Annotated in this window: 11 protein-coding genes and 1 riboswitch; of the genes, 7 read left to right on the top strand and 4 right to left on the bottom strand. The window is 73.4% G+C overall.

Going from position 1 to position 11,791, the window contains the following annotated elements:
• Positions 1-41 precede the first annotated feature (41 nt).
• Positions 42-239: riboswitch (cobalamin riboswitch) on the bottom strand.
• A gap of 106 nt (positions 240-345) precedes the next feature.
• Both ACZ4MU_RS10415 and ACZ4MU_RS10410 read right to left on the bottom strand, forming a co-directional pair.
• Positions 346-570 carry a hypothetical protein gene (locus ACZ4MU_RS10415; RefSeq protein ID WP_467873650.1) on the bottom strand — a complete coding sequence of 75 codons (225 nt, stop codon included), beginning with the start codon at positions 568-570 and terminating at the stop codon, positions 346-348.
• A 28-nt stretch (positions 571-598) separates the two neighbouring features.
• Positions 599-1,858, bottom strand: a complete 1,260-nt coding sequence (locus tag ACZ4MU_RS10410) for an inorganic phosphate transporter (RefSeq protein ID WP_467873648.1) — start codon at positions 1,856-1,858, stop codon at positions 599-601.
• 220 nt (positions 1,859-2,078) lie between these two features.
• Between ACZ4MU_RS10410 and ACZ4MU_RS10405 the strand changes: the two genes are divergently transcribed.
• The 3 genes from ACZ4MU_RS10405 (at position 2,079) to ACZ4MU_RS10395 (ending at position 5,579) form a co-directional block, all read left to right on the top strand.
• The gene (locus ACZ4MU_RS10405) at positions 2,079-2,738 is read left to right on the top strand and encodes a class II aldolase/adducin family protein (RefSeq protein ID WP_467873645.1); all 660 of its coding nucleotides are present in this window, start codon (positions 2,079-2,081) and stop codon (positions 2,736-2,738) included.
• Between the two features lie 75 nt (positions 2,739-2,813).
• A complete protein-coding gene (locus tag ACZ4MU_RS10400; protein ID WP_467873643.1) occupies positions 2,814-3,938 on the top strand; it encodes an alpha/beta hydrolase in 1,125 nt (374 codons plus the stop codon).
• Between the two features lie 321 nt (positions 3,939-4,259).
• Positions 4,260-5,579: a hypothetical protein gene (locus ACZ4MU_RS10395; RefSeq protein ID WP_467874610.1), complete on the top strand. Its 1,320-nt coding sequence runs from the start codon at positions 4,260-4,262 to the stop codon at positions 5,577-5,579.
• Between the two features lie 6 nt (positions 5,580-5,585).
• On the opposite strand, the gene ACZ4MU_RS10390 is transcribed toward ACZ4MU_RS10395, so the two are convergent.
• Together ACZ4MU_RS10390 and ypfJ are read right to left on the bottom strand one after the other, a co-directional pair.
• Positions 5,586-5,975, bottom strand: coding sequence for a VOC family protein (locus ACZ4MU_RS10390; protein WP_467873640.1), 390 nt, complete (start codon positions 5,973-5,975; stop codon positions 5,586-5,588).
• A gap of 110 nt (positions 5,976-6,085) precedes the next feature.
• The gene (gene ypfJ / locus ACZ4MU_RS10385; RefSeq protein ID WP_467873638.1) at positions 6,086-6,979 is read right to left on the bottom strand and encodes a KPN_02809 family neutral zinc metallopeptidase; all 894 of its coding nucleotides are present in this window, start codon (positions 6,977-6,979) and stop codon (positions 6,086-6,088) included.
• A 98-nt stretch (positions 6,980-7,077) separates the two neighbouring features.
• On the opposite strand from ypfJ, the gene ACZ4MU_RS10380 reads away from it, so the two are divergent.
• From ACZ4MU_RS10380 to ACZ4MU_RS10365, 4 genes are all read left to right on the top strand, one after another.
• Entirely contained in the window at positions 7,078-7,776 is a 699-nt protein-coding gene (locus ACZ4MU_RS10380) for an outer membrane protein assembly factor BamB family protein (RefSeq protein WP_467873636.1), read from the top strand.
• Between the two features lie 186 nt (positions 7,777-7,962).
• Positions 7,963-9,561, top strand: coding sequence for an ABC-F family ATP-binding cassette domain-containing protein (locus ACZ4MU_RS10375; RefSeq protein ID WP_358831987.1), 1,599 nt, complete (start codon positions 7,963-7,965; stop codon positions 9,559-9,561).
• A gap of 347 nt (positions 9,562-9,908) precedes the next feature.
• Positions 9,909-10,130, top strand: a complete 222-nt coding sequence (locus ACZ4MU_RS10370) for a helix-turn-helix domain-containing protein (RefSeq protein WP_067157635.1) — start codon at positions 9,909-9,911, stop codon at positions 10,128-10,130.
• A gap of 157 nt (positions 10,131-10,287) precedes the next feature.
• Entirely contained in the window at positions 10,288-11,079 is a 792-nt protein-coding gene (locus tag ACZ4MU_RS10365; protein ID WP_467873633.1) for an enoyl-CoA hydratase/isomerase family protein, read from the top strand.
• Positions 11,080-11,791: the final 712 nt, after the last annotated feature.

Genomic DNA, 11,791 nt, shown 5'->3' with positions numbered 1-11,791 from the left:
CAACGCCGCGGGGAGCTCCGGTACGTCCGGGGGGTGCCGGCAACAGGCAGGCGCGCATGGCGGTATGTCCTCACTCAGGGTGTCCGCGCCCTGGTACGACGTCGACCGGCGGTGAGAGTTCCTGGCTCACGGGGATGCATTCCCCGATGACAGTGGCGGGACCGCGCCGGATTCGCACCGGCTTCCTCTTCTGCCGCCGTAAATGGCTCGGGCAGTCCACCATGCCCGGGAACGCCCGTCAACTCGCTGCTGACCTGCGACGGGAGAGTGTGCGCAGGCACACAGGAAACCGCCCCCCGGCAGGGCCGGAGGGCGGTTGTGGAGGGTGCGGCGCGGCTCGTCGGCCTACTTGGCGACGATCAGGTTGATGCCGTACGCGACGGCTGCCGCGCAGAGCGCGAAGCAGAGGTAGGCGGTGGTGCGGGCGACGGCGATGTTGCCCTTGCCGGCCGCCGCCGACTGCTGCTTGGCGAGACCGACGATCCCGACGGTGAACAGGCCCACCAGGCCGACGGTGACGATGAGGCTGACACCGAAGACGGTGCCGAGAGCTGCCCAGTCGATGTGCATGACGATTCCTTCGGGGAGCGCGGCCGGGTCAGACGACGGCCGGGCGGGCCGGGTCGGCGGGGGACGGCGCCGGGATGGTGGCCGTCAGGTCGACGGTCACGGCGGCGGCGGTGGGCGGCGGGGTGACCGCGGCGATCGCGGTGGTGACGACACCGGCGGGCTCGGCCGGGATGGCGGCCGGGGCGTTGGTGACGTCGTTGTGGTCGACCGGCTGGCGGCGCGACAGCTTCCAGATGAAGCCGGAGCCCCCGACCAGCAGGACCGCCACGAGGACGATGCCCCAGGTGCCCTGTCCGGCGAAGAACTCGGCGCCGGCGCCGACCAGGCCCGCGGCGGGCAGGGTCAGGCCCCAGGCGATGAACATCCGGGTCGCGGTGGACCAGCGGACCACTCCGCCCTTGCGGCCGAGGCCGGCGCCCATGACGGAGCCGGAGCAGACCTGGGTGGTGGAGAGCGAGAAGCCGATGTGCGAGGAGGCCAGGATGACGGTCGCGGCACCGGACTGGGCGGCGAAGCCCTGCGGCGGAGCCAGCTCGGTCAGGCCCTTGCCCATGGTGCGGATGATGCGCCAGCCGCCGAGGTAGGTGCCCATGGCGATGGCCATGCCGGCCGAGACGATGACCCACAGCGGGGGGTTGGCGCCCGGGTGCAGCACGCCGCCGGTGACCAGGGCGAGGGTGATGATGCCCATGGTCTTCTGCGCGTCGTTGGTGCCGTGGGCGAGCGAGACGAGACCGGCGGAGGCGATCTGTCCGGCCCGGTAGCCCTTGGCGGTGGCCTTCTCGGCCGCCGGGTCGGCGTTCCGGTTGATCCGGTACGTCAGCCGGGTGGCCAGCATGGAGGCGACGCCCGCGACGATCGGGGCGGCGACGGCGGGGAGCAGCACCTTGGTGACGACGGTCGAGCCGTTCACGGAGGACCAGCCGGCCGACATCACGGCCGCGCCGATCAGACCGCCGAACAGGGCGTGGGAGGAGCTGGACGGCAGCCCGAGCAGCCAGGTCACCAGGTTCCACAGGATGGCGCCGACGAGCGCCGCGAAGATGACCTCTGTTCGGAGGCCCTTCTCGTTGATGATGCCGCCGGAGATCGTCTTGGCGACCTCCACCGACAGGAACGCGCCGACCAGGTTGAGCGCGGCCGACATGGCGACCGCGGCTTTGGGCTTCAGGGCGCCGGTCGAGATGGTCGTGGCCATCGCGTTGGCGGTGTCATGGAAACCGTTCGTGAAATCGAACACTAGAGCTGTCACGACCACAATGGCGAGCAGCAGCGTGATGTGTTCCATTTACCCAGGCAATCGTTCGACGTCAGTGGCGCGACGAACGTAAGCAACCTGGATGAACGGAAGGTGAACTGGGCCGGACCGCACGGTGTATCCATCCTCTTCTTGGCCGGGATTTGGGGCGGGCGGTTACGGATGAAGCGCACATATCGGCCATAGAGCCCATGAGCGAGATTCCGCTCACCCCTCCGCCCCCGGCCCGGACCCTGCGAGGATCACTGCCATGGGAGAGCCGAACGACTCCGCCGCGACCGCCGAGGCCTGGGCCGAGCTGACCGCGACCGCACGCCGCACCGCCGAGGCGGGACTGGTGGTCGGAACCTCGGGCAACGTCTCCGTGCGCGTCGGGGACCTGGTGCTCGTCACCCCCAGCGGGGTGCCGTACGAGCGCCTCGGCCCCGATGACACCGTCGCCGTCGACCTCACCGGCCGCCAGGTCGCCGGCGCCCTGCGGCCCACCAGCGAACTCCCCATGCACCTCGCCGTCTACCGGAACACCGGCGCCCGGGCCGTCGTCCACACCCACGCCGTCCACGCCACGGCCGTCTCCACCCTGGTCACCGAGCTCCCACCGGTCCACTACATGACCGCGGCCCTCGGCGGCCCGGTCCGTGTCGCGCCCTACGCGCTGTACGGGACCGAGGAGCTGGCCGGGAACATGCTCAGCGCCCTCGACGGCCGCACCGGCTGTCTCCTTCAGAACCATGGCACGGTCACCTACGGAGCCACCCTTTCCCAGGCATACGACCGCACCGCTCAGCTGGAATGGATGTGCCGGCTCTGGCTCACCGCCTCCTCCGTGCCCGGCCGCACCCCTTCCCTGCTCTCCGCCGCCGACCTCGGCCGGGCCGCCGAGCAGTTCCGCGGGTACGGGCAGCGCTGACGTCCGGTACGCCACACGTGTCCCCCTGAGCCCCGCCCACTGGCCGTGGCGCCGCTTACTGCCGACACTGGAACCGTGCGCCCGGCTACAGCGACGGCAGCGGCCGTCACCACACTCATCGGCGTCGGCGCGGCAGCGGTGGCCGCCGGACGGTACGCGAGCGACGCGGCCCTCAAGGCGCCGCCGGGCCGCCCGCTGCCCGCCGACCCCGAGCTCACCGTGCACGCCACGGCGCCCGGACGGATCACCCTGACCCGCTGCCTGGCCTCGCTGCGGCCCGGTCTCTACGGCATCGAGGGCCCCGGCGTCCACGCGGTGATCGGCGAGGTCGTCGACGTGCCGCACGCCGCGGACACCGTGGTGCGCCGCCTGGAGCGGGTCACCCGGGGCAGCCCGCAGCCGGGTGACCGCGTCCGGCTCACCCCGCAGGTCCACCACGGCACCCCGGCCGAGGCACTGGGTCTGCGCCACGAGGACGTCGAGATCCCCGCGGAGCTCGGCGTGCTGCCCGCCTGGCTGGTGCCGGGCGTCCGCAGCACCTGGGTGATCACCGTGCACGGTCTGGGCACCACCCGGGAGCACCCGCTCAACGTCATGGGGTTCCTGCACCGCCACCGGCTGCCGGTGCTCGACCTCGCCTACCGGGGCGACGCCGGCGCCCCCCGCCCCCCGGGCGGCCTCGGCCACCTCGGCGACTCGGAGTGGCGCGACCTCGACGCCGCGATCCGCTACGCCGTACGCTCCGGCGCCCGGCACGTCATCCTGTACGGCTGGTCCACCGGCGCCACCATGGCGCTGCTCGCCGCCGCGAACTCCGGGATGCGCGAGCGCGTCCGCGGCGTCGTCCTGGACTCGCCGGTGCTCGACTGGGAGGGCACCGTGCGCGCCCTCGCCGTCGCCCACGGCGCCCCGAGCGCGCTGCTGCCGCTCGCCGTCCGGGCCGCGCAGGGCCGCACCGGCCCGCACGCCGGCCGGCTGCGCGGGGCGGCCGACCCGGCCGCCCTGAGCGTGCCGACGCTGGTCTTCCACGGCCCCGGCGACACCCTGGCCTCCTGGCCCCTCACCCGCCGACTCGCGGAACGCCGACCCGACCTGGTGACCCTTCACACAGTGCCGGACGCCCCGCACGCCGCGATGTGGAACGCCGACCCCGGCCGCTACGAGGAGGCCCTGCGGCGCTTTCTGACCCCGCTGATGTGACAGGCGGTGCCGAACGGCCCGTCAGTGACGCACGGGGCCCGCGGCGCCGCGCCGGCGATCAGGGCGCGTGTTCCGCTTCGGTTTTCGGGACGTCACCGCGAGGCGCGCTCCCGGGGCCCGCCGCCGCGTACGCCGCCGTGCCGGGCCCGCGCCGAAGGCAGGCGTCCGCCATTCCGTTTGGGCTTTCCGGCCGTCAACGGGAAGACTGCATCCGTGACGTCCCGGAAGCCTGAAGAGAAGTTGCCGCGAGACTCCAGACTGCGGCTTGTCCGCACACCGCACGCGAAGGACGCCCGGCCGCTCGCCAGCGCCCGCCGCGCCGTGAGCGACCGCCGCTCGCGGGCGTCCCGGCCGCCCGAGGGCACCCCGGCCCCCGCCGAACTGGCCCGCCAGGCCAGAGCGGTGCTCGCCGACGCCGTACGCGTCGCCCGCTGGGCCGACGCCGAACGCGCCCGGGGCAGCGCGCCCCGCCCCGCCCCGACGGGCACCCTCTCCGGCGCCGCCGCCGAACAGGCCGCCGTCACCCTGGGCCTGACACCCGCCCAGGTGCGGGCCGGCTGGGACCGCGCCCGGCTCGCCGGACTCGTCGAACTGCACGGCGGCACCGCCCGCCCCGGCTGGCGGCTGCGCGCCTGGGACCGTGACGACGCCGCCGTGCTGCGCGGCTGGGTCGCCCTCTTCGACGCCTGGTCGATCGTCCACCCCGCCCCGGCCGCCATCGCGCCCGCCGCCGTGGCCGAGGTCGTCGAAGCCGTCCCCCAGGTGCTCTCCCTCCTCCAGCTCTCGGCCGGACCCGTCGTCGTCCCCGCCCTGCTCGACCTGCTCGGCCAGCGCGTCGCCGAACTGCGCGACGAGCGCTGCGAAGTGCCCGGCGCCGCCGACGCGGACGCCGCCGGCGGGGACCACCCCGCCTCCCTCGCCTTCCTCTCCCTCCTCCTCGACTGGGCCCTCGCCGGGCTCGCCGCCGTCGGTGCGCTCACCCTCGGCGGGGGCTCGGCCACCCTCACCCCGCTCGGCAACTGGGCGGTGTGGGTCAAGCTGGAGCAGATCTGCGTCGCCGCGCAGAGCCCGGCCGGCAACATCGAGCAGTCCGCCGAGGACATGCTGCGCGGCTGCGCCCGGCTCACCCCCGGCCCCGCCCGCGCCGAGTACCGCGCCTGGCTCGCGGCCCGGCCAGTCGGCAGCGCGGTGACCGAGCTGCTGGACGCCGCCCGGGGCGAGGACGCCCTGGTGCGCGGGCTCGCCTTCGAGGCCCTCCGGGTCGTCGGCGCGCCCGCCGAGCCCGAGGTGCGCGCCGCCACCGACGAGATCTTCCTGCGCCCCTACGCCCTGCTGTGGCTCGCCGAGCACGAGGGCACCGACCCCGAGGACGCCACCGCCGTCCTGACCCGCGAGGAGTCCACCTGGCTGTGGGTCGACACCGCCGCGGCCGTCGCCGACCACGGCGAGGTCGACCTGATGGTGCGCCACCTCGACTCCGCCGTGCAGGGCACCGTTCCCGCGCTGCTCGACGAGGTCAGGGCGGTCGGCCACCCCCGGACCGTGCAGGTCCTGGTCGCCCTGGCGGCCGCCCACCCGGACCCGGCCCTCGCCAAGGCCGTGCGCCGCGCGGCCTTCCAGGTCCATACGGGCGGGGTGTAGCCGGGGTCAGCCGGCCGCGCCGGGGGCATACGTACCGAAGCTCCACACGTTGCCCTCGGCGTCGCGCGCCATGTAGTCGCGCGAGCCGTAGTCCTGGTCGGTGGGCTCCATGAGGATCTCCACGCCGTGCTCCACCGCCCGCTTGTGGTGCGCGTCCACGTCGTCCACCACCACATAGACGCCCACCGGGCCGGCGTCGCGCATGGCGTCGGCGAAGACGCCGCCCCGGCCCTTGGAGCCGAGCATCACCATGCCGGTGCCGCTGGCCAGTTCGGCGTGGAGCACCTGGCCCTCCGCGTCCTCGAACACCGCCGTCCCGGTGAACCCGAAGGCGTCCTTCAGCAGCCGGATCGCGGCCTTCGCGTCCGTGTACAGAATCGTCGGATACACACTCATGACGTACTCCCGTCCCAGTCGTCGAACCGCTCCGATGTGACCTGGATCTCAGTCTCGCACCCGGCGCTGACAACGCCCCACGACCACGGGCGGCCCGGTGCCCCGGCGGCTCAGCGCGCGAAGGTGTCGCAGCGGGCCGTGTCGCCCGTGCGGAAGCCGGTGCGGAACCACTGCTGACGCTGCTGGGACGAGCCGTGCGTCCAGGACTCGGGGGTGACCCGGCCCTGGAACTTCTCCTGGATCCGGTCGTCGCCCACGGCCGCCGCCGCGTCCAGGCCGTCATCGATGTCCTGGTCGCTCAGCCGGGTCAGCAGCGGCCTGCCGGTCCTCGGGTCCGGGGTGGTCGTCGCGTGGTGCGCCCACACCCCGGCGTAGCAGTCGGCCTGGAGCTCCACCTTGACCGAGCCGCTGTCCGCGCCCTGCCGCCCGTCCTGGGAGCGGGCGAGGGTGCCCCGCAGGTTCTGGACGTGGTGGCCGTACTCGTGCGCCACCACGTACGCCTGGGCGAACGGCCCGCCCGTGGAGCCGAACTTGGTCCGCAGGTCGTCGAAGAACCCCAGGTCCAGATAGACCTTCCGGTCGCCCGGGCAGTAGAACGGCCCCACCGCCGACGTCGCCGTCCCGCACGCGGTGGGGACGCGGCCGGTGAAGAAGACGGTCTGCGCGGACGTGTAGCGCCCGCCCCGGCGCGGCAGCTCCTGCGACCAGTAGTCCTGCACGCTGTTGACCACCGCGAGGACGCGGCAGTCCTCCTTGGTGTTGGCGTCGCGCCCCTTGCGGCAGTTCTCCTGAACCTGCCCCTGGGCCGACACCGAGGACGACGGGGCGGAGTCGCCCGAGGAGAGCCCGAGCTGGTCGGGGCCGACCCCGAAGAGCAGGCCGAGGACGAGCGCGATGATCCCGACGAGGCCACCGCCGATGGTGGCTCTGCCGCCGGGGACCCGGCTGCCCCGGACGTCCTGGACCTCGGACGTGTCCAGATCGGCGTCGTCGTCGAACTGCACGGGCCACCACCCTCCGTCACGCGGTACCACGCAAGAGTATGGAACAGGTCATGGCGTTGCGCCCGTTTCGCCGCGACGGCCGATACGCTCGGCGCCTCATGGACCGGAACCGTCTCGCGCTGGCCGCCGTCGCCGCCGTACTGGCCCTTCCCCTCGTCACCGCCGCCCAGCAGGCCAGGCCGGCCCCCTACGGCGACCGCCTCACCGTGCTGCCCGCCGCCGCGCCGGGCCGCCCCGCGGTACGGGTGCGGGGCGCGGCCGTCGAGGCGTACGACCTCAGGAGCGGGGCGCGCAGCTGGACCTACCGCCGCGAGGGGCGCCGCCCGCTCGCGGTGCGCAGCGCGCCCGGGCACGCCTTCGCCCTGTGGAGCGACGGCATGGTCACCGACACCGCGCGCGTGCTCTCCGTCGACGCCGTCCGCTGGCACCGGGCCGTCCCCGGCCTCGCGGGCTGGCTCGCCGGGCGCCCCGGCCGGGCCGCGGGCGTCCTCCAGCAGTTCGCCCCCGCCGCCCGGGGTGACGGGATGCTGGCCGTCGTCACCCCCGGGCGCATCGCCGCGTACCGCGCCGCCGACGGGGATCTGCGCTGGACGCTGGCCGCGCGGAGGGAGTGCGCCTTCGACCCCGGCCGCGTCGCGCGCGTGGCGGGCGTGCTGATCGTCGCCCAGCCCTGCGCCGACCGGGACGTGTGGACCCAGGAGCTGGTGGCGGTGGACACCCTCGGGCCCGTCGCACCCGGCCGCACCCCGCTGGGCAACGAGCTCCCCGCGCGCGTGGGCGTCGCACGGGGCGTGTGACGGCGCCCCCGGCGGGCCGCCGCCGGGCCCCGCGGACGACCTTGCCCAAGGGATCACCGCACGTAAAAGCAGTTGCACGCCCCCGCTAGAATTGGCCCATGGCAATTCTCCTTGTGCATTAGACGGCGTCGACACTCCTTCGACCCCCGTCCACCCCGCCGTCCATACCCGCCCTGGAGTATTTCCGTGATCACCGCCACCGGCATCGAGCTGCGCGCCGGCGCCCGCATCCTCATCGAGAACGCTTCCTTCCGTGTCGCCAAGGGTGACCGCATCGGTCTCGTCGGCCGCAACGGAGCCGGCAAGACCACCCTCACCAAGTGCCTCGCCGGTGAGGGCATCCCGGCCGCCGGCACCATCACCCGCTCCGGTGAGGTCGGCTATCTCCCGCAGGACCCCCGTACCGGCGACCTCGACGTCCTCGCGCGCGACCGTGTGCTCTCCGCGCGCGGCCTCGACGAGGTGCTGCGCAAGATGCGCGAGAACGAGGAGCGCATGGCGAACGGCAAGGGCGCCACGCGCGAGAAGGCGATGAAGAAGTACGAGCGCCTGGAGACGGAGTTCCTCACCCGCGGCGGGTACGCCGCGGAGGCCGAGGCCGCCACCATCGCCGCCGCGCTCGGCCTGCCCGACCGGGTGCTCGGCCAGCCGCTGCACACCCTCTCCGGTGGTCAGCGCCGCCGCGTCGAGCTCGCCCGCATCCTGTTCTCGGACGCCGACACCTTGCTCCTCGACGAGCCGACCAACCACCTCGACGCCGACTCGATCGTCTGGCTGCGCGACTACCTCAAGTCCTACCGGGGCGGCTTCATCGTGATCTCCCACGATGTGGACCTGGTCGAGACGGTCGTCAACAAGGTGTTCTACCTGGACGCCAACCGCTCCCAGATCGATGTCTACAACATGGGCTGGAAGCTCTACCAGCAGCAGCGCGAGGCGGACGAGAAGCGCCGTAAGCGCGAGCGCCAGAACGCCGAGAAGAAGGCCGCCGCCCTCAATTCCCAGGCCGACAAGATGCGCGCCAAGGCGACCAAGACGGTGGCCGCGCAGAACATGGCCAAGCGCGCCGAGCGGCTCCTCTCGGGCCTGGACGCGGTCCGGGTCTCGGACAAGGTCGCCAAGCTGCGCTTCCCCGACCCCGCGCCCTGTGGCAAGACCCCGCTGACCGCCGAGGGCCTGTCCAAGTCGTACGGCTCGCTGGAGATCTTCACCGACGTCGACCTGGCCATCGACAAGGGCTCCCGGGTCGTCATCCTCGGCCTCAACGGCGCCGGCAAGACGACCCTGCTGCGGCTGCTCGCGGGCGCCGAGAAGGCGGACACCGGCCAGGTCACGCCGGGCCACGGCCTCAAGCTCGGCTACTACGCCCAGGAGCACGAGACGCTCGACCCGGACCGCACGGTCCTGGAGAACATGCGCTCCTCCGCCCCCGACCTCGATCTGGTCGAGGTCCGCAAGACGCTGGGCTCGTTCCTGTTCTCCGGCGACGACGTGGACAAGCCCGCGGGTGTGCTCTCCGGCGGCGAGAAGACCCGGCTGGCCCTGGCCACGCTGGTGGTCTCCTCCGCCAACGTCCTGCTCCTGGACGAGCCGACCAACAACCTGGACCCGGCCAGCCGCGAGGAGATCCTGGGCGCGCTGCGCACGTACAAGGGCGCGGTCGTTCTAGTGACGCACGACGAGGGCGCGGTCGAGGCTCTACAGCCCGAGCGCATCATTCTGCTGCCCGACGGGGTCGAGGACCTGTGGGGTCCGGACTACGCGGACCTCGTCGCCCTCGCGTGACGCTGGGCGACTGATCCACTCCGTATGGATCATTCGGCTTACGCGTGATCCTCAATCTGAGTGAGTGCGTCTCGTACCCCGGCGTGTCATGCACGGGATCAAGATCCGGCGAGTACGGGACGGGCTCATTCCGGAGTGTGACCCCGAGCACACCCCTGACCAGCGAGTTCTCGGCCCGCTGTGATCCGGGGTGGTTCCGCGGCCGTGCGGAATTCTTGATTCCGGCCCTCTCTGGAGCCGTCCTGCGCCGAAACCCGCTTGCACCGACCTTGCCGAATGGGTGGCCAGGAAGCCCGGGAGGGGTGATCATGAGAAGTCCAGAGCGCACTTCCCATGAGGAGGCACGGGTGGCCGAGACTCTGAAGAAGGGCAGCCGGGTGACCGGCGCCGCGCGCGACAAGCTCGCGGCAGACCTGAAGAAGAAGTACGACTCCGGTGCGAGCATCCGGGCGTTGGCCGAAGAGACCGGCCGCTCCTACGGATTCGTCCACCGGATGCTCAGCGAGTCCGGGGTGGTACTGCGCGGACGCGGCGGAGCAACACGCGGCAAGAAGACCGCCTCGGCCTGACCGGGGCCCGGGCGGATCCGGGGCCGGCTCCTTCAGGGGCCCGGCTCCGGGGTCCGTCGGGTCGGGTTGCCACCCGGTCGGCCGCGCGGTCGGCCGGGTGGTTACTGTGCAGTCACTTATTTTGACCGCACGACCGCACCCGACCCGGAGGCGCCCCATGGCTTCGCCCGACCCCGTACTCGACAAGGACGGCGTCCGGCTCACCGTCGACGACGCTGTCGCCACGGTGACCCTGACCAATCCGGACAAGCGCAACGCCCAGTCTCCCGCTCTGTGGCGGGCGTTGGCGGCGGCCGGTCAGGAGCTGCCCGGCACCGTCCGGGTCGTCGTCCTGCGGGGAGAGGGCAAGTCCTTCTCCGCCGGGCTCGACCGTCAGGCCTTCACTCCCGAGGGCTTCGACGGCGAGCCGTCCTTCCTCGACCTCGCGCGCGGCTCCGACGAGGAGCTCGACGGGGTCATCGCCGAGTACCAGGAGGCGTTCACCTGGTGGCGCCGCAACGACATCGTGTCGGTCGCGGCGGTCCAGGGGCATGCGATCGGAGCGGGCTTCCAGCTCGCGCTCGCCTGTGACCTGCGCGTCGTGGCGGACGACGTGCAGTTCGCCATGCGCGAGACCAGCCTGGGTCTGGTGCCGGACCTGACGGGTACCCACCCCCTGGTGAACCTGGTGGGCTACGCCCGCGCCCTGGAGATCTGTGTGACCGGCCGATTCGTCGGAGCGCAGGAGGCGGAGCGGACCGGGCTGGCGAACCTCGCGGTGCCGGGGGCCGAACTCGACACGGCCGTACGGGACTTGACTGCTGCGCTGGTCGCGGCGCCGCGGGATGCGGTGATCGAGACGAAGGCGTTGTTGCGGGGGGTTTCCGGGCGGTCGTACGAGGAGCAGCGGGTGGCTGAGCGGGGGGCTCAGGGGAGGCGCCTGCGGGACCTGGCCGGGCTGGCGGAGTAGGTTTTCCCCACCCCGCCCGTTCCCTTGACTCTCCGAGGACGGGCGGGGGTTGAGACGTACTGCCCGGGGATCGCAACTCCGCTCGGGCCTGCACCCCCGGAACCCCGCTCGGGCCTGCGCCCCTGGACCCCCGCAGTGGGGCTCCGTCCCTGCACCCCACTCGGGGCTACGCCCCGGGGTCCTTTTGCCTGCGGGCCGGTGGGGGCTGGTCGCGCGGTTCCTCGCGCCCCTGGGGTGGGCGGGGCCTTCGGCCGCTGTGGGGCTTGTTTTGGTGTGCGAGCCGGTGGGGGCTGGTCGCGCAGTTCCCCGCGCCCCTGAACGGCGGGGCCTTCGGCCGCCGCCTCGGGGGTCGGTTGAGCAGCTTGGTCGTGGGGGGCCTGGGGTCCGGAGCGCAACTACGTGCCCGCCCCCTCAGGGGCGCGGGGAACTGCGCGACCAGCCCCCACCCACCCGCGGGTGACCGTGAACCAGCCCCCCGGCGAGGGGTTTCGGGGAGGGGTGGGGTGGGGGGGGCCGTGCACATGCCTCAGCCCACCCACGTCACCAGCACCCCCCCCCCCCCCCCCCCCCCCCCCCCCACCCCCCCCCCCCCCACCCCCCCCCCCACCCCCCCCCCCCCCCCCCCCCCCCCCCCCCCCCCGCCCGCCCCCCCCCCCCCCCCCCCCCGCCCGGCGCCGCGGGGGGCGCGGCCCCCGGCCCCCCCCCCCCCCCC

It is taken from the genome of Streptomyces sp. NPDC026377 (assembly GCF_055567715.1).
The sequence above is the reverse complement of the archived record's forward strand: the minus strand, read 5'-3'. Positions and strand labels throughout refer to the sequence as shown.

Coding starts and splice junctions, on each gene's coding strand:
- ACZ4MU_RS10415 (WP_467873650.1), bottom strand. CDS start 570: ATGCACATCGACTGGGCAGCTCTCGGCACCGTCTTCGGTGTCAGCCTC.
- ACZ4MU_RS10410 (WP_467873648.1), bottom strand. CDS start 1,858: ATGGAACACATCACGCTGCTGCTCGCCATTGTGGTCGTGACAGCTCTA.
- ACZ4MU_RS10405 (WP_467873645.1), top strand. CDS start 2,079: ATGGGAGAGCCGAACGACTCCGCCGCGACCGCCGAGGCCTGGGCCGAG.
- ACZ4MU_RS10390 (WP_467873640.1), bottom strand. CDS start 5,975: ATGAGTGTGTATCCGACGATTCTGTACACGGACGCGAAGGCCGCGATC.
- ACZ4MU_RS10380 (WP_467873636.1), top strand. CDS start 7,078: ATGGACCGGAACCGTCTCGCGCTGGCCGCCGTCGCCGCCGTACTGGCC.
- ACZ4MU_RS10365 (WP_467873633.1), top strand. CDS start 10,288: ATGGCTTCGCCCGACCCCGTACTCGACAAGGACGGCGTCCGGCTCACC.